Source organism: Dietzia sp. JS16-p6b (assembly GCF_003052165.1).
In the GTDB taxonomy this organism is placed as follows: domain Bacteria; phylum Actinomycetota; class Actinomycetes; order Mycobacteriales; family Mycobacteriaceae; genus Dietzia.
This window is the reverse complement of the sequence record NZ_CP024869.1, coordinates 484,687-500,821: the sequence shown is the minus strand read 5'-3', so window position 1 is coordinate 500,821 and position 16,135 is coordinate 484,687. Positions and strand designations below refer to the sequence as shown.

Annotated in this window: 15 protein-coding genes; 5 read left to right on the top strand and 10 right to left on the bottom strand. The window is 65.6% G+C overall.

What is annotated here, in order from left to right; genetic code table 11:
• Positions 1–28 precede the first annotated feature (28 nt).
• On the bottom strand, positions 29–1,516 hold the full coding sequence (locus CT688_RS02235) for a glutamine synthetase beta-grasp domain-containing protein (RefSeq protein ID WP_107755588.1): 1,488 nt from the start codon (positions 1,514–1,516) through the stop codon (positions 29–31).
• 132 nt (positions 1,517–1,648) lie between these two features.
• On the opposite strand from CT688_RS02235, the gene CT688_RS02230 reads away from it, so the two are divergent.
• Positions 1,649–2,173, top strand: coding sequence for a putative immunity protein (locus CT688_RS02230; protein WP_107755587.1), 525 nt, complete (start codon positions 1,649–1,651; stop codon positions 2,171–2,173).
• Here CT688_RS02230 and CT688_RS02225 read toward each other — a convergent pair.
• Positions 2,170–3,150, bottom strand: coding sequence for an LLM class flavin-dependent oxidoreductase (locus tag CT688_RS02225; RefSeq protein WP_107757948.1), 981 nt, complete (start codon positions 3,148–3,150; stop codon positions 2,170–2,172). The two genes, CT688_RS02230 and CT688_RS02225, sit on opposite strands and share 4 nt — an antisense overlap.
• Before the next feature lie 308 nt (positions 3,151–3,458).
• On the opposite strand from CT688_RS02225, the gene CT688_RS02220 reads away from it, so the two are divergent.
• Positions 3,459–4,637 carry a phosphotransferase family protein gene (locus CT688_RS02220; protein WP_197431460.1) on the top strand — a complete coding sequence of 393 codons (1,179 nt, stop codon included), beginning with the start codon at positions 3,459–3,461 and terminating at the stop codon, positions 4,635–4,637.
• A gap of 75 nt (positions 4,638–4,712) precedes the next feature.
• Complete coding sequence (locus tag CT688_RS02215) at positions 4,713–5,813, top strand: hypothetical protein (RefSeq protein WP_197431459.1); 1,101 nt, start codon at positions 4,713–4,715, stop codon at positions 5,811–5,813.
• Between the two features lie 418 nt (positions 5,814–6,231).
• On the opposite strand, the gene CT688_RS17245 is transcribed toward CT688_RS02215, so the two are convergent.
• Positions 6,232–6,636 (bottom strand): hypothetical protein, encoded by a 405-nt coding sequence (locus tag CT688_RS17245; RefSeq protein ID WP_156607077.1) that lies wholly within the window; start codon positions 6,634–6,636, stop codon positions 6,232–6,234.
• Positions 6,637–6,713: 77 nt separating this feature from the next.
• Here CT688_RS17245 and CT688_RS17240 point away from each other — a divergent pair, with 77 nt between their 5' ends.
• Together CT688_RS17240 and CT688_RS02210 are read left to right on the top strand one after the other, a co-directional pair.
• Positions 6,714–6,911 (top strand): hypothetical protein, encoded by a 198-nt coding sequence (locus CT688_RS17240; protein ID WP_156607075.1) that lies wholly within the window; start codon positions 6,714–6,716, stop codon positions 6,909–6,911.
• Between the two features lie 376 nt (positions 6,912–7,287).
• On the top strand, positions 7,288–7,653 hold the full coding sequence (locus CT688_RS02210) for a hypothetical protein (RefSeq protein WP_107755586.1): 366 nt from the start codon (positions 7,288–7,290) through the stop codon (positions 7,651–7,653).
• 341 nt (positions 7,654–7,994) lie between these two features.
• Here CT688_RS02210 and CT688_RS02200 read toward each other — a convergent pair whose 3' ends face one another.
• The 7 genes from CT688_RS02200 to CT688_RS17230 form a co-directional block, all read right to left on the bottom strand.
• On the bottom strand, positions 7,995–8,432 hold the full coding sequence (locus CT688_RS02200) for a DUF1653 domain-containing protein (RefSeq protein ID WP_107755585.1): 438 nt from the start codon (positions 8,430–8,432) through the stop codon (positions 7,995–7,997).
• Positions 8,433–8,751: 319 nt separating this feature from the next.
• Entirely contained in the window at positions 8,752–9,486 is a 735-nt protein-coding gene (locus tag CT688_RS02195; protein ID WP_107755584.1) for a DUF5663 domain-containing protein, read from the bottom strand.
• Positions 9,483–11,591 (bottom strand): type IV secretory system conjugative DNA transfer family protein, encoded by a 2,109-nt coding sequence (locus CT688_RS02190; RefSeq protein ID WP_159077975.1) that lies wholly within the window; start codon positions 11,589–11,591, stop codon positions 9,483–9,485. The genes CT688_RS02195 and CT688_RS02190 overlap by 4 nt, the downstream gene beginning before the upstream one ends.
• 606 nt (positions 11,592–12,197) lie before the next feature.
• Positions 12,198–12,956 carry an ATP-binding protein gene (locus tag CT688_RS02185; protein ID WP_007633699.1) on the bottom strand — a complete coding sequence of 253 codons (759 nt, stop codon included), beginning with the start codon at positions 12,954–12,956 and terminating at the stop codon, positions 12,198–12,200.
• Entirely contained in the window at positions 12,953–14,614 is a 1,662-nt protein-coding gene (gene istA, locus CT688_RS02180; RefSeq protein WP_231750410.1) for an IS21 family transposase, read from the bottom strand. The genes CT688_RS02185 and istA overlap by 4 nt, the downstream gene beginning before the upstream one ends.
• A 438-nt stretch (positions 14,615–15,052) precedes the next feature.
• Positions 15,053–15,322 (bottom strand): hypothetical protein, encoded by a 270-nt coding sequence (locus CT688_RS17235; protein WP_156607071.1) that lies wholly within the window; start codon positions 15,320–15,322, stop codon positions 15,053–15,055.
• Positions 15,323–15,406: 84 nt separating this feature from the next.
• A complete protein-coding gene (locus CT688_RS17230; RefSeq protein ID WP_156607069.1) occupies positions 15,407–15,904 on the bottom strand; it encodes a hypothetical protein in 498 nt (165 codons plus the stop codon).
• Positions 15,905–16,135 lie beyond the last annotated feature (231 nt).

Sequence of the window (16,135 nt, the reverse complement as noted above, 5' to 3'; positions counted from 1 at the left end):
CCCTGCGGGGACCGCTCGGCGGCTGAACTCAGCCGACGTGCCAGTGGCGGCGGATGAGCTCCTCGCGCGCGGCCTCGTCGTCGTCGCCCTTTCCACCGGCTACCTCGTCGGCCTCGGCGTCGGCGTCGCGCAAGCCGGCGAGCAGGGCGTCGATCAGTTTCCCGGGGAAGACGCCGTCGGCTTCGAACATCTCGCGCTCGGCCTCCAGCACGTCGGCCGCCTCCCCACACGAGGTGGGCAGCTGCTCGAAATCGTCGTTGGTGTCGGCGTTGAGGCGGTCCGCCAGCTCCAGGCTGCCGTCATCTCCCAGCGCGCGCGTCGCGGCGACGGCCATGCCCGCCAGGAGCAGGTGGACGTCGGCCGAGCCGTCGCCGAGTCGCAACTCGATGGTCTGGGGGTGTGTGGCCGGTTCGGGGACGGGCTCGGTGCTGCCGGGATTGGCGTGGGCCACCATGCCGGCCAGCACGTCGCCGCCCCAGGCCAGTGGGACCCGGACCAGGCCGGTGCGGTCCTTCTCCCCCCAGCAGATGTCCTCGGGCGACTCGTCGCCGGCGGTGAACCGCAGGTAGGACGTGGGGACGGTGTTGCCGACCGCGGACAGTGCCCTGGCCGCCGAGAGGTAGCCGGCGATCAGCCGTCGCCCGGTGGCGTTGATCCCCGCCTTGGTGACGAGGGTGTTGGTGCCGTTACGCACCAGTCGGCTGTGGATGTGCAGGCCGTTCCCAGCGCCCTCGCCGCTGACCAGCGGCGCGAACGTCGCCTCGAGGCCGTGGGAGTAGGCGACCTCGCGCACCACCCATTTCGCCAGGACGAGGTTGTCGGCAGCCTGCTCCAGCGGCACCGGCTGGAGCTCGATCTCGTGCTGAACCAGCTGACGGTCGTCCTCGAGGATGTTGCCGACCTCGCCGTGGGCGTACTTCAGCGGCACCCCCATGGAGGAGAGGTGACCCAGCACCTGCTCGCGCACCCGCTCGTGCTTGGAGAAGGGCCCCGACTCCTGGTACCCGCGCTCCTCCTCGACGGGATAGAGCGCCTCGGGCCGGTCGACGAGGTAGTACTCCAGCTCACCGAACGCCTCGAGCGTCATGCCGGTCTCCTGGGTCAGCACCTCGGCGCCGCGGCGCACGACCTGCTCGCGCGCGTACGGCAGCGGCGTGCCGTCCTCGCGGTAGAAGGAACACAGGACGTCGAGGGAGATCCGCTCTCCGAAGGGGTTGAGAAAAGCGGTGCGGTGCCGCGGGACGATGTAGACGTCACTGGCGTCGGTGTCGGTCCCGGGAAAGACGCTCGAGCCGTCCACGCGCTCGCCTCGCGTCAGAACCTCGTGGAGGTGCTGGCGGGAGTTGATGGGGAAGGCCAGGGTCTTGAGACGACCGTCGCCGCCGACGTAGCGCAGGTTCACCTGCTCCAGTCCCAGCTCTTCGACCGCTCGGACGAGGGCGTTCGCGGTGAACTCCGCCGAAGGCATGCCGAGCAGGCGGACGAGGGGGTGGGGTTCGAATGCGTCGATGGGCATCCCTCGTTGTATCAGCGTTGCGGGGCAGTCCCCACCGGAGGAGCGCACCCCCCGGGCGAGACCGCCTGATTCCGCCTGGAACGTGACTCTCCCTGGAACGTGATTCTGCCCAGAGCACGGGAGAATAGGGCCATGGGCGCAGCGGACTTCGATCTGACGATGGACGAGCTACGAGCGGTCGTGCGGTTCGCCGCCGACTGCGCTGAGGGACTGCTCCCCGAGTTCGACGCCGTGGCCCCGGATGACTCACGTCCACGAGACGCGATCGACGCGGCGCGCGCGTTCGCCGACGGCGCTCGGCGGTCGAACCTGCAACGAACCGCCGCCGTCGCCTCCCACCGCGCGGCCAAGGAGGTCTCCGACGAGAGCGCGCAGCTCGCGGCACTCGCCTGTGGTGACGCCGCGGCGGCCGCCTACCTCCATCCGATCGCCAAGGCGTCGCAGGTCGGGCACATCCTCCGCGCAGCTGCGTGCGCCGCGCGGGTGACCGAACTGAGGACCGGCACTTCGGAACGCGACACGGTTCGAGCCCTGGCCGGTCGGGCGACCCCGCCCGTGCCCGCGATTCTTCGTCGGTACCCGGAGGCACCGACTGGCAGCTCACGCGTCTTGCAGCTGATGAGCGCTCTCGACTCAGCGATTCGGGAACGCGGTTAGAACCACAGCTCCGCCAGCAGTTCGATCGACCGGTTCCGCACCGCCGGGTCGTACGCGTAGGTCACGGTGATCAGCTCGTCCGCGCCCGTGCGCGCGACGAACTCGTCCAGCTGCGCCTTGACCGTGGTCGGCGATCCCACCGCGCTGATCTCGAGCATCCCGGGCGAGCTGCCGGCGAACTGCTCCGGGTCGACGGGCGGCTGGATCTTGCGTCGTCGCCCGGCCCGCAGGTCGAGGAACATCTGCTGGAGGGTGGTGAACTGTCGCTGCGCTTCAGCGTCGGTGTCGGCGACGATCACGTTGATCCCGGCCATCACCTGGGGCGTGTCGAGGCGCGCGGTGGGGGCCTCGGTGCTGAAGGACTCCCGGTAGACGCGGATGGCGTCGTCGATCTGGTCGGGCGCGAAGTGTGAGGCCAGCGAGAACGGCAGACCCAGCTGACCGGCGATCGAGGCGCCGTTGACGGTGGACCCGAGCACCCAGATCGGCACCTCCATGCCCTGAGAGACCGACGAGAGGATCGGGGTGCTGTGCGCCGTGCCGGCCTCGCCGAACCACGCCTGCAGGTCGTAGATGTGCTGCGCGAAGGCCTGCGGTTCGGCCGACGACCGGCTCAGCGCCTGGGCGGTCATCCCGTCGGTCCCGGGGGCGCGGCCCAGGCCAAGGTCGATCCGGTCGCCGTGGAGGTTGGCGAGCGTGCCGTACTGCTCGGCCACCATGAGCGGCGCGTGGTTGGGCAGCATCACCCCGCCGGAACCCACGCGGATCCTCTCCGTCACCGAGGCCGCCTGCGAGATCAACAGTGCCGTGGCGCTGGACGCGAGGTTGGGGGTGTTGTGGTGCTCGGCAAACCAGAGCCGGCGGTACCCGAGCCGGTCCGCGAGGCGCGCGGACTCCATCGAGGCGGCGATGCCCTCCCTGGCGGTCGAACCGTCGGAGATGGAGACCAGGTCGAGGATGCTCAAGGGGATCGACAACTGCACACCTTCTCCTGCGTTCACTTTTCGAGGTTTCGAGTCGGCACGACCCGCGATCCGAGGCTACCGACGCGAGGGGATCGGTGACGGATCATCGAAACCCCTGTAGTCACCCCCACCCCCCGGGTGGGACGCCAGGCGGTCCGCCTCTACGCCTGAGTATGACGACGACGACAACGCGCGCCTTCACTCCGGCGGGAACGGCGCCGGGTTGCGCATTTCGAGCACTTCCTCATGTGCTGTGGGTCACACTGATCCGAGCGCGGGTACCGCCCGCGCGGCAGGTCCGCACGAAGGGTCCACACCAGATGACTGACCATGCGACGCAGGTGACGTCCACCGAGTCCAGTTCGACATCGACGCGATCAGACGAACCACTCAACCAACGCATCACCTCGGGCGAGGCCGACCTCGATGAGTTCCGCGAGCGCCTGACCCTGTGGTTGGCCGGCCGGGACGAGGTCGACTCCGACGCCGGGGTCGAGGTCGCTGCGGTGAGCCGGCCGGAGAGCTCGGGGATGTCCAACATCTCGGTACTGTTCGACGCCGCGTGGACCCCGGCCGGGTCGAGCGAGCGCCAGTCCGTGGAGTTGGTGGCCCGGATGTGCCCGCAGGACGACGCGTTCCCGGTGTTCCCCGTCTACGACCTGCAGAAACAGTTCGACGTGATGAGAGTGGTCCGCGAGAACACCGACCTACCGGTCCCCCGCGTCCGCTGGCTCGAGCAGGACCCGGCCGTTCTCGGCACTCCTTTCCTGGTGATGGACCGGGCCAGCGGCCGGGCCCCGGTCGACAACCCCCCGTACGTCTTCGACGGCTGGCTCCTGGAGATGGACCCCGAGCAGCGGCGGGAGGTGCAACAGGAGTCCCTGGCCGTGTTGGCGGCGATTCACCAGATCCCGCAGCCCGCCGACCTGGTGTCCTCGCTCGCCCCCGCCCCCGGCATGAGCGCGCTGCGCGCCCACGTGGATGAGCAGCGCGCCTACTACCAGTGGACGACCCGCGAGGACGGGTTGACCATCCCCGTCATCGACCGAGCTTTCGACTGGATCGAGGCCCACTGGCCCGACGAGACCAGCCCGGACACCCTGAGCTGGGGCGATGCGCGGATCGGCAACATTCTCTACGACGGAACCCGACCGACCGCAGTCCTGGACTGGGAAATGGCCACCATCGCGCCGCCCGAGGTGGACCTGGGCTGGTTCCTGTATTTCCACGACGTCTTCCAGGAACTCGCGGTGGCCTTTGACTTCCCCGGGATTCCGGACCTGTTCGAGCACAGCGAGGTCGTCGAGCAGTACGAGCACCTCACCGGATCCACGGTCCGGGATCTGCCGTTCTACTACGTGTACGCGGGGCTGCGGCAGGCCGTGATCCTGTCGCGGATCACTCGCCGTCGTATCCACTTCGGCGAGGTGGAGACCCCCGCCCACCCGGACGAGTACGTCCTCCACCACACCAAGTTGGCGCAGCTCATCGCCGACTGACCACGCCACCGGCCCGCCGCTCCCACCAGCCTCTTCCCCGCTGCCCCAGCGGCCGACTACTGCCCGAGGATCCACGTGAAACCCACCCCGCTCGACGAGTTCCCCGTCCACCAGACGCCGCTGCCGATGGCGCAGGTGGGCACGAGCGATCGGAACTTCTACGACCGCTACTACTTCAACGCGCACGACCGCACCGGGGAGGTGTTCCTGGTGACCGGGTTCGGGGTGTATCCCAACCTCGGCGTGGTGGACGCGTTCGCGACAGTGCGCCACGGCGACACCCAGCGGTCGGTGCGGTTCTCCGACGCACTCGAGTCGCGGTCGCTGGAGCCGGCGGTGGGCGGGTATCGGATCGAGGTGATCGACCCGCTGCGGTCGTTGCGCCTGATCTGCGAGCACCCGGACTTGTCGATGGACATGACCTGGCAGGGCTCGTTCGATGCGGTGCTCGAGGACCGGCACGTCCTACTGGAGGGCACGCGCGCGATGCTGGACGCGAGCCGGTTCGCGCAGGTCGGCAGCTGGTCGGGAACGCTCTCGGTGGACGGCCGTGACTTCTCCGTCGACCCCGACGTGTGGCTGGGCACCCGGGACCGCTCGTGGGGGATCCGCCCGAGCGGCGAGTCCGATCCGCCGGGCCGGTGGGCGGCCGAGCCGCGCGAGGGGTTCTGGTGGACGTACATCCCGCTGCGCTTCGACGACTACGCGATGGTCGTGATCCTGCAGGAGAGCCCCGACGGGCACCGCACGCTGAACCACGCGAGCCGGGTGTTCGCCGACGGACGGATCGAGCAGTTGGGTTGGCCACGACTGGAGGTCGACTACCGCCCCGGCACCCGTCATCCGGAGTGCGCCCGGCTGCACCTGACCACTCCTCGCGGTGAGCCGTTGTTGCTGGAGGTCGAGACGCTGGGCGGGGTCCCGCTGAGCATGGGCGCGGGCTACGTGGGCGACCCGGCCTGGTCGCACGGTCGCTGGATGGGCCGCGACTGGAGTGAGTCCGTCACCTACGACATGACCTCCCCTGACGTGGTGGGCATGCTGCCGTTCAACGTCGTGGACCACGTGGCCCGCGCGACCTGCAACGGCGATGTGGGCTGGGGGCTGTTCGAGCACGCCACCATGGGCCGGCACGACCCGTCGGGGTTCGGCGGGTGGGGGGATATGGCTGAGTGATTGCGACTTGCGGATAAGGTCGACGCCCGCAGTTGACGCACGCTGATAGGGGCCTTAGTGCTGCGGATCGTGGTTACTGTCTCAGACATAGGCCCTTACCGTGCGGCACATGAGGCCGAGAATTCACCTTATGTGAAGCTAACGGTGCCGGTGTGCCAATCGCGCGAACTCGACCTCTCCCTCGATTTGTCCGCAGCCCATTCCAGTTCGGGCCGCACATAACCTTTGCATAGGAGGACATCGAGTCGCCGACTTACCACTTTTTGGGCTGGTGGAGCACGGTCTGGAAAGTGCGCCGCAATGGTGCAGATGGACAGCCTCGGAGTCCGAGGAGTAGACCGACGCGACGTAGACCGTCGTAGTCCCCATGGGGATAAACTACCTGCGCACCCGAGCAGCAAGTCCCTACATTCCTACCTTAGATCCAGAGTGGATATCCTTCCCCGGTTCGGACAATCTCCTCGATGGGTACCGGGGTTGAGTCAGACGATAAGTTCATAACCTCCAAGAACAGGACGGCATTGAGGCCTTCGATAAGCATCCGATGCGCCTCACCGCTGCGCTCACCTGGATCGAGCAGAAAGAAGACGCCGAACGACTTTGTACCAGTAAGCGTGCGGAATGCGCCGAAGGCATACTCAGCTCCACCTTCGCGCTTAAGTATCAAATAGCCGCCGCGGCTCTCGCTGACCGACTCACGAAAGCCTAGTGTCTCGCCTCGAACAAGGACCCTAACGAGAGTATCGGCGTCGCCGTGTTCGGCATAAACCACGGGGTTGATCGGCCCTAGGTTCGATCGAAGCTCGTGGAACATTTCCACCATCAACTGAGCTTGCGTTGGATCAGATTGCACCACAGTCCCCTTCCGTGCACATAAGCTATGGTTCACAGTAGCTGTTCATGGGAACAGCGGGGAGCGTTGGAGGAACAGTGGCAGATCTCAGTGGATACCAGAAGGACATGGCGTACCTCAAGGAGAAGAGCGACAAGAGGACGCTCTCCAGCGACAACGCGATTTACAAGAAGCTGGATGAGAAGGCAAAGAATCTACCCAACTTGAGGCGCTTCCTGAACGATCTCAACGTCAACTACGTCTGAGAGCCCTGTCGCGGCGTCTTGCGTCGGCGGAGTCGAGTTTTCGGGTCTGCACGCGGCACGTGGATGTAATGACGTAGACGTTGGTTAAGCGGCTGATCGGCGGCCGCACCTCAGGTGTTCGATCATCCGCCAGTGGGCTGATCGGTCTGAATGGGGATCGTCAGGATCGGCATCCGCCGAGAGCAGCGCCGCGATCCGATTGCCGGACCGCCACTGCTCGGCGGCGGTTTCGAGGTCGCAGCAACCGTGACTACCGACCAAACGAGACATGAATGCGAGCTCATTTTCTCGGTAGCGCTGCAGGGGCCGTTCGAAACCGATCGGCTTTGTCGGATCTGTCGGGTTCGAACCGGCACCTCCAGCATCATGGAGTGCTGTGAGCGACAAGGAATCCGTAGTCGATGTTGTCGTCGCTGCGTCCGCGCGCGTCCATCGTCAGCTGCAGCTCGGGAAAGTCACCGAGCATGAAGCGGTTTCGGACTTGCGGACCACGGTCTGGAACGACCCGACTGCTCGGCTCGACATCCAGGCGGTTCCGGTCCTACCGGAAGCAGGCCGCCGGGCCGTCGAAACGATCCGAGATGAGCCCCTGATCGTCGCCGCCATGTGGCAGGGCCTGCTCCAGTGGATCCCGATCTCACTCGCCGAGCAAGTCCGGCGGCTACTACTGCCCAGCAAACGTCGCGGCACTTCGGGCAGGCATAGAAAACCGGTGAGGAACGCAGTGAAGTTGACGAACTGACCCCGGTGATTCACTGGAACCTGCGGATTCCCTTCTGGCGGACCGTGTCAGACGACTGAGCTGTCCGAGGCCATGGGGCGTCGACGCTTCATCGCTGTCCATGACTGCGGGCGGGTACTGACCAATGTCGCGGTGGTGCTCGCCGAGGGCGGCGAATCCATCTCCTGCGTCACCAATTCGGCGGCTTGGGGCCGGTCGCCTCTGCCCCGACGGTGTGGTGCACGCTGGGAGAGGTCACCCGCTGGGAAGCGTAAGAAGATGCAGGCGGCCCGTGCCCGCACGCGTGGTCTCACCTGCTCAGCGGGGGGCGGGTCAGTTGGGCGAGCTGTTCTTCGCCTCCCCTAGATGGGAGCAAGCAACTCGAACCTGGGGATTGATCGCCCGTCGGACACGATTGACTCGGTAAACACTTCCACAGGGCGAACCCATAGATTGAATTCGCCGTACAAGGGGCGATACAGCACCAGAACGCCGTCGTCTTCACTGTGCCGGACCACATCGATCACCTGGTACAACTTGCCTTTGAAGTGGCGATATACGCCTCGGACCACGTCGCCACCCGGGCCGTTCGGATTGCGCCAGGAGATGATATTCGCAACCGCAAAATTGCGGGTGTCGCCGCGTTCGTTGTCGAATGCCTCGAGCAGCCACCGAGCCTCGGGATGATAGTCGGTCGTGCCGAACCAGACTCGTATCGGCGTCACGGAACGCCATGCTCTCTCGCCCGTGTAGTTGACGTAATCGATCGAAAGACGTGTATCCCCTGCCGGCTGGAGCATGACCGGTGACGCTACTGGACCGCCGTTGTAGATGAAGGCACTTTTCGCAAGGTACGGTTCGGATGATCGGGTCTCGATCGGACGGGGGATGGAATATCGGCGCTGGCGCGCCTCAGCACTGGTGCACATGGAGAACTGGGCTGCTAAGGGTTGCCGTGGCGAGATGTCGTCTGTGGTCGCCAAGGCCGATGGCCTCGCCCGGCGCCGACAATCCGGTTGAGGATCGATTCCGCGTCGGTAACCCGGGGAACTCGCCACCACTCCGTTGGGAACCGACGGTCTTGGGGGTGCCCACGAGATGCCCCCGCACTTCGTGTTGTCAGTTGTCGCTGCGACTGTCAGCGGGTGTGGCCTGCAGGGCGTCGATGACGGCGCGTGCGGTGGTGAAGACCTCGCTGATCGCGGCGTCGAGACCGTGAACGGTCAGTCCGGCACTGGGTTGGGCAAACCGAATGATCATGCTGTCCTCGAAGGCCACGATTCCCGCTCGGCCGGCGGTCAGGGCGGTTCGACATGCCGCAGTCAGGTGAGCATCGGAGACGTTCCCAAAGCTGCAGAACACCTCAAGCCACCACTCGCGGGCGGCCACCCCAAGGTGGAGGGGGCGACGACCTGGGTGCTGGAGGGCCAGTATGACGCGGTGATCGTTGGTGTCTTCGGTCGAGTAGCGCCCACTGAGGGTGTTGACGATTGAATCCCAGTCGGGCAGGGGTAGGGCGGTGGTGTCGAGGGGTCGTCCGGCTTCGGGGTCGTTGGCCAGAACCGCCCGCACAGTCTTCTCCAGCTCCGCGTCAACGACCTGCGGAGTGAGTTCTTGGTATCCAGGTCGCATCTGCTCGAGCCATGCGGTGGCGTCGTCATGGTCGCCGGAGATCGCATCGAATTCCTCGAGATGCGTGTCGGACATTCCTTCGGAGAGGGCTGCGCCCACGCGGTCGATGATGTGATCGGCGGTCAGTAGGGACAGCTCGGTGAGCACGGCTGGTGCAAGCCCGGGCAGGTGCTTGCTCAGGTGGTCGGAAGTCAGGGTGAAGGTGAGGTCATCAACGCTCATTGCTGCTCCGTGATGGTGGGGTGGGCGAAGGCACGCTTGGCCAGCCACTCCTCCAGGAAATCCGATCGCGGGACAGCGTCGGGGTTTCTGGGCGCAGGGGCTAGGGGGCCAGTGTGTTCCAGGTGGCTGTAAGCCTGGGAAAGTCGGTCGGTACCAAATAGCGGGCGTGCGTTGCGGTAGGGGTCGACGAGGTCGTGGCGGGTGTTGTCTCCCACCGTCTGCTCGCTGCGGTCGTGGCGGCGAGTTGGCCGGTCATTGTGGTCGATGTGCAGGGTGAAAGGCCGGGCAGCCAGTGTGTCCGTCGACCGCAGAGTCAGCGCCTGCAAGTCGGGCAGGATTGGCAGGTCAATAGCAGAAACGGGGTCGGCGAACCGCTCGGCCAGGGCTCGGCCGTCGGCGGGAGAGGTACGAAACGCCACGGTAGTGCCGACATTGCCATCCAGAGCGGAACGCAGTTCGGGGGCCAACTGGTCGAGATACTGGTGTGCCAGAACCAGGGAGAGACCGAACTTGCGGCCCTCGGACAGGATCCGGTCCATCGACCCGCTATGCAGGCTGTGTGCTTCATCGATCATCAACGTCACCGGGGTGGTGCCACCCCGGCGCAGCGCCGCGGTCCACACAGCATTGACAAGGAGCATCCCGAGCAGCCGTGACGCTGTCTCTCCGAGAGTGGCTAGGGACAGATCGATGAGGATTATTCGACCGGCATCCATCGCCTGCCCCCAGTCGATGGAGTTCTCCCCGGTGCCCAGGATTGACCGCATTGCCGAGGTTCCGGAGATCTGCTCGAACTTGGAGGACACCCACGCGTGCAGATCGCCATTTTCAGTGGAGCGCTTCAGGGCTCTCTCGTTACCAAGCCAGCGTGCGAGTCGGGGTTCAGTGCCCGGATGGTTCTTCACAGCCTCGACCAGTCGGTCGTCAGCAAAGAATCCCGGTACGTCCAGTAAGGAGGCGCGCGGCCCAGAGATGGTGCACAAGGCACGCAGCGCCATTGAGCAGCGCTCGAGGAACCGAGGTCCGACAATCCCGTCGCTCTTAGGGTCGTACAAGCGCTGAAACATGTCGCCGATCTCTGCGATGACCAGCTCGCGGTGCTGCGGATCGGCAACGGCCAGCGGATTGAATCGGAACGGATCGTCCAGGTCCCCGGCGCGGATAAACCACGCCCGCTTGGCCGCCTTGGCGGACAGTTCGGCCGCGATGCGCTCCACTAACTGTGAGTGCGGGTCCAGGACGATCACGCATTCGCCGGCATCCGCGAGGTCCCCGGCCATCGCCGCCACCAGTGTGGACTTGCCGGTGCCGGTCTTGCCCAGGATGTGGACGTGCCGCTCCCGCTCATGCCCGGTGAGCCGCACGTCCACCGATCGACGGTCGGCGGTCCGGGCACACCCCAGCCTCACCCCTGGCGTCTGTTGATCGGGTCCTCCGTGTCTCGCCACGGTGGGAGCTACGGCCCTGTCTGAGGCGGCCGCGACGGCCACCCCCGACAGCGGGACGTCGGTAGCGACAGGCATCCGCAGCACCGCAGGAACAGTGTCAGACTCCACAAGTAGGCCAGGCCTGCTGCCCCCAGGCTCGCGGCCAGCGGGCCGCAGTCCCGGGAAAATGCGCTGTACCAGTGCTTGCGCAGTCACGGGCAGCGTCTCGGTGACACATTCCAGACGGGGACGCACGACCGTGCTGCCCGGTGAGGTCGATGAACCGGCCTCCACGTCCACGCAGTATGCAACGTCCGGGTGACGCGACAAGAGCCCGGTGAGTTCATCGATCTCGACGAGCAACGCAGACCCACCCCGGGGTGCTTCCCACCGGGGCGGCATCGTTGCCGCCCCGGTGACGAAACCGGGACTACCCCCGGCGACGACCGGCACCAGATCCCACACCCACACCGTTTCCGGGCAGACGAGATCAGTACACGCGGTGACGTCGCCGATCGGCAACAGCGCATCGGCCACCGCCTGACCGGCCCCCGGACCCTGCCTGGATGAGGAGCGCACGCGCAGCTGCACACCACTGCCGTCGACCACCCCCAATCGCAGCGACAGACCACCCTCCAGAATGCTCGCCGTCGCCGCCAGGGACTGTGCGACGGACACCACCCGAGTGAGCGCCCGCGACTCCGGCAGCGGCCGACAGGCGATCAGGGTCGCGCCGTCCCACACGGAGGGAAATGACCGACTTCCGACTCGGTAAGCCGATGAAGCTCCGTCCATGGATGTGACCTTTCTGTCTAGGAGCATCGATCTGTTTGACCCGAGCAACGCCCCGGGCCCGACCACGACCCCGCCGACGGAGGGAAGAAGCGGTCCTTAAGCCATCCGATCCGCACCACCACCTCTGCCCAACCCCACGCAGTAACGCGGTGTCCACTCAGGTCTGAGACAGATGGCGGCGGACCACACCCACAGGGATACATCCCGACGCTGGTGTCGCGCTCTTCGGCTGAGGGCTCGATGCAACACCGGCTGCGGGCCCGGAAAGGACCTCGCCCTGCGATCTGAGTCGTCGCAGGTCAGACACGACCCCGATGTGCCGCCTGAAGAGGTGGTCAACGACCGAGGGATCAGTTTCCTTGCCCTCGACGTGACCCACACTCAGCCCCGCCCTGTTTGGGACGCCCTTCGGAAAGCGCGGTTCTGATGATCGGGTAGCGGTCGGACGGGCATCGGATAGCGGCATCTGCCCGTCCGACCGCTGGGCCGCTATGGCGTTGCCGTGGCGAGGTGTCGTCTCATGTTCGGGCCGTCGAGGGCGATGATCTCGGCGCCGGCGACGATCCGGTTGAGGATCGATTCGGCGATGACCGCGTCTTGGAGCGACTTGTACCAATCGGGCGGATCGAACTGCGAGGTCACCAGAGTCGAGCCCCGGCCTTCCCGAGCGGCAAGGATGTTGAGCAGCTCCGCCGCTGTGTGCGGAGCCACCGGCGTGGTCAGGAAGTCATCGAGAACCAGCAGGTCGCAGTTGTGCAGGTCGGTGAGGAAGTCCAGCCTGCGCTGCGAGGTCGGCTCCAGAACGGCGAGCCGGTTGGCCAGGTCGTCGAGTCGGAAGAACCTCGCGGTGTAGTACTTTCGGCACGCGGCATTGAGCAGTGCCTGGGCGAGGTAGGTCTTGCCCACGCTGGACTGGCCGAGCACGACGAGATTACGAGTGGCGTCGATCCATTGACAGCTGGAAAGTCGTGCGATTAGCTCGCGGTTGACGTTGCGGTCAGGCAGGTAGCGGATCTCTTCTACGCAGGCGTCAGGGTTTGGCGATCTGGAGGCCTTGAGTAGTTTCTGGGTCCGGCGTTCCTGCCTGGCCGTGATCTCTTTGTCCAGGGCGTGGAAGATCTTCTCCGAGAAGGTCCACTCGTCGCAGGCGGGATCGTTGGCCAAGTCGATGACGGTCTGGCCGAACGCGGTCATCCGCAACTGGGTGAACAGTGGCATGTCGGCGTCGGTGAGATGACGATCAGTCACTGCAGCTCCTCCTGCCCCGCGGTGCCGCTGCTCGGGCTCGGGCCTCCTGTGAGGGCGGCGAGGCTGAACTGCTCGGGCCCGGCCAGATGCGCCCCGGTGGTATCTCGCCGACCCGGTGGCGGCTCCAGCCGGTCCGTCGTAGCCGCCACCGCCGGCTGCGTGGTGGTGGGCCGGGCGGCGGCCTGGGTCCTCAGGGCCGCCAGCTGCTGCTTGACGGCGGTGTAGCTGATCGCCCGGCGGGAGGTCTCGGAGACGAGTTGGCCACAGGCCCGCTCGAGCAGCATCTTGTTGTCCCCGCGGGCCAGGGCGAGGATGTTCTGGCACGAGCGATAGCCCTGAGCCTCGATCCGCTGGCGATCGAGGACCTCGCTGATCGCGGCGACGGTGTGCGGTCCGATCTTGTGGGCCTGGCGCACGAAGTACGCCCGCGACCATAGGTCCGAGGTCTGCAGATGCTGCGCGGGAACATGGTCAGGGTCGGTCACGAAGGAATGTCGCCTACCGGAGACGGCGTGGGAGGCGATGACCTCCCCGCCAGCCATGACCGTGAGTGTGGGGCCGGTGATCTTCACATCGACGTGCTGGCCAGCGAAGGTGTAGGGCACCGAGTACTTCACCGTGGCGATCTCCACGTGGTAATCCCTGTTGACCTTGGACTTCTTCCAGATGACTGGCTGCCAGCGGGCCTCGGGAAGGTCGAACAGTTCCGACTGCTCGTGCTCGGTGAACAGCTCCCGGCGGCTGGTCTTCTGGCCGCGGAACGGGGTCCGGTCGTTGATCGCCTCCACCTCGGCGGCGATCGCGTCGTTCGCATCGTCCAGGCTCGCGAAGCGCCGATCGGCCAGGCGTCCAATCACCCAGTTCGTCACCACTTTCACTCCGGCCTCGACGTTCCCCTTGTCTGTCGGGCGCACCGGCCGAGTGGGCACGGCAGCGGTCTGGTGATACTCGAGGAAGTCCCGGTACTCACGGTTGACCTCGCGGGCCCGGTCACCGCGGGCGATCTGGTTCGACGCCGTCGAGGCGTTGTCCGGGACGATCACCTGCGCCGCGCCGCCGAAGTACTCGAACGCCCGCAAGTGCGCGTCGAGCCAGTTCGGCATCTTCTCGTCCAGACAGCCGCAGGCGAAGACCATCCCCGAGTACGGAAGCGACGCCACGAACACCGACACTGTGGTCTTGGTGCCGGTGACGGGATCGAAGATGGCCATCTTCGTGCCCGCCCAGTCGACTTGCATCGTGTGCCCGGGCACGTGCGTGATCCGCATCGTCAGCTCGTTGACCTCGACGTACTCGCCGATGATCTGGCAGAACCGCTGGTAGCTGTAGTGCCGCTGCCCCGGCGTGCCGTCAGTGTCGAGGTAGTTGGCCCACAGCACCCGCAGCGGCAGCTTCTTCTTGCCCGTGCGCTTCTTCACGGCAGCCGCCACGTCGAAGGCGACGAACTCCTTCGACGGCGTCTTGCGCCCATCGGCGAACAAGACGTCGATCTCCTCGACGCTGAGCGCCTCGACCTGGCTCGTGGCGGTCAACCCGTGCTCGTGGCAGACCTTCTTCGCCTTCGCGACCGTGCGATGCGAGCAACCCGCGATCGCCTCGATGTCCCGGTAGGACCTGTCCTGCAGCAGTAGCGACATCACCAATCGGTAATCAGTCACCCGTGCCTCCTGTTCGGATCCACGCGCAGCCTGGTTGCCACGCGTAGAACCGACACGAGCACACGAGGACCGGCACCGCTATCCGATGCTCATACTCGCGCTACCCGATCATCAGAACCCTGCTATCCGAAGCACGTCCCTAACACCGCCCCCGCAGGCAGCTACGAGTGGGTCCGCGAAGACCAGGAAGAAGAAGCAACGAAGAACAACTGAGTGAGCTCCTCGGTGACCGCAGCGTTCATGACAGCCACGTCCCCCACGTGGCGAGACGGACGCTGTCGACGATCGGGGGGAAGATCGACATCTTGAGCGGGCCGCGATGCGCTAGAAGGCGTGAGTACCTGCGGCTCAGTCGATCGAGGGCATCGCCATCCGCCGTCTCGCCGTGACGCGGTGAGCCCACTTAGCATTCGGGATCCGGAGACCCGGTGGACGCGGTCACGGGAACTTGAACCGGGGCACGAAATTCCCTGGGCGGACTTCGCCGGGCAGGAGTTTGTTTCGGCGGTTGGCCTCGCCAGCGTCCACACCTTCGTCTTCGATGCGGCCGGTCGTGCGCTCATGAGCATCGGAAAGCTGTTCAAACTGCTGGGTCATGTCGGCGCCGGGGGGGCGACGAGCCACATCAGGAGAAAGGGCCGCCGTCCCAGCGATAGCAAACCCCGCAGTGGTCATTCCGATCAGGACGCACAGCTTCCAGCGTTTCATGACTAGTGTCCTTGCCTCTCTTCTTTAATGTGGTCTTCTGCTTCGATGGGGGATCTCATGTGCCCACCGTTGACAGTCCGGGCGCTATAGCACTCGCTTCCCGAACGCGATACGTCCGACCAACCACGACAGGCCCACAAACGCCAACGCTCCAATCGGGTGAGTGATCAGGTACTCGACAAAGTCACTGCCCTGCTGCACGATGCCGATCAGGATCTCGCCAACGATCCCGTCGAGCGAACCGGTAGACCACCAGAAAAAAGCTACGAAGGCTAGGAGCGGCAACGTAATCGACGCGAGGGCCCCGATCCGTACAGACCGCCACAGTGCCGCACGGTCATCGAATGCCGCAGTCCCACGACCTCGGTGCGAAACACGCAGACAATGCACGGGAACGCGAAGCTCTCGCGACCCCAATGCGGTGCCGATCCTGATGACAACACGAGGAGTCAACACTCCCTTCGCGCGAGCATCGGTGACGACCCCACGCTGACCACGACTGATAAGCGGTAGCAGGCCAGACTCGGAGATCGGCCGAGTAACCACCACCCAGTCCCCCTCGCGGGGATTGGTGAACCACATGACAACTCCTCACGGTGAAGGACACGCTGCCCAACCTCGACCGGGAATCGGCCAAGACTGGGCAGCCATATCGGAACCGACGCACAGTCCCCTGTGTTTTCCAACCAATCCCCACACACCGGACCGAATCACCCCTGCCCCCACCGCCCCTGTTCCCGAAGACAAGAAAGTTCACCGAACAAACTTGAGCAGCGGCCAAAGCAGGCGCGGCGAAGGGCGTCCTGCGACCAA

Coding starts and splice junctions, on each gene's coding strand:
- CT688_RS02235 (WP_107755588.1), bottom strand. CDS start 1,516: ATGCCCATCGACGCATTCGAACCCCACCCCCTCGTCCGCCTGCTCGGC.
- CT688_RS02230 (WP_107755587.1), top strand. CDS start 1,649: ATGGGCGCAGCGGACTTCGATCTGACGATGGACGAGCTACGAGCGGTC.
- CT688_RS02220 (WP_197431460.1), top strand. CDS start 3,459: ATGACTGACCATGCGACGCAGGTGACGTCCACCGAGTCCAGTTCGACA.
- CT688_RS17245 (WP_156607077.1), bottom strand. CDS start 6,636: ATGGTGGAAATGTTCCACGAGCTTCGATCGAACCTAGGGCCGATCAAC.
- CT688_RS17240 (WP_156607075.1), top strand. CDS start 6,714: ATGGGAACAGCGGGGAGCGTTGGAGGAACAGTGGCAGATCTCAGTGGA.
- CT688_RS02200 (WP_107755585.1), bottom strand. CDS start 8,432: ATGCTCCAGCCGGCAGGGGATACACGTCTTTCGATCGATTACGTCAAC.
- CT688_RS02195 (WP_107755584.1), bottom strand. CDS start 9,486: ATGAGCGTTGATGACCTCACCTTCACCCTGACTTCCGACCACCTGAGC.
- CT688_RS17235 (WP_156607071.1), bottom strand. CDS start 15,322: ATGAAACGCTGGAAGCTGTGCGTCCTGATCGGAATGACCACTGCGGGG.
- CT688_RS17230 (WP_156607069.1), bottom strand. CDS start 15,904: ATGTGGTTCACCAATCCCCGCGAGGGGGACTGGGTGGTGGTTACTCGG.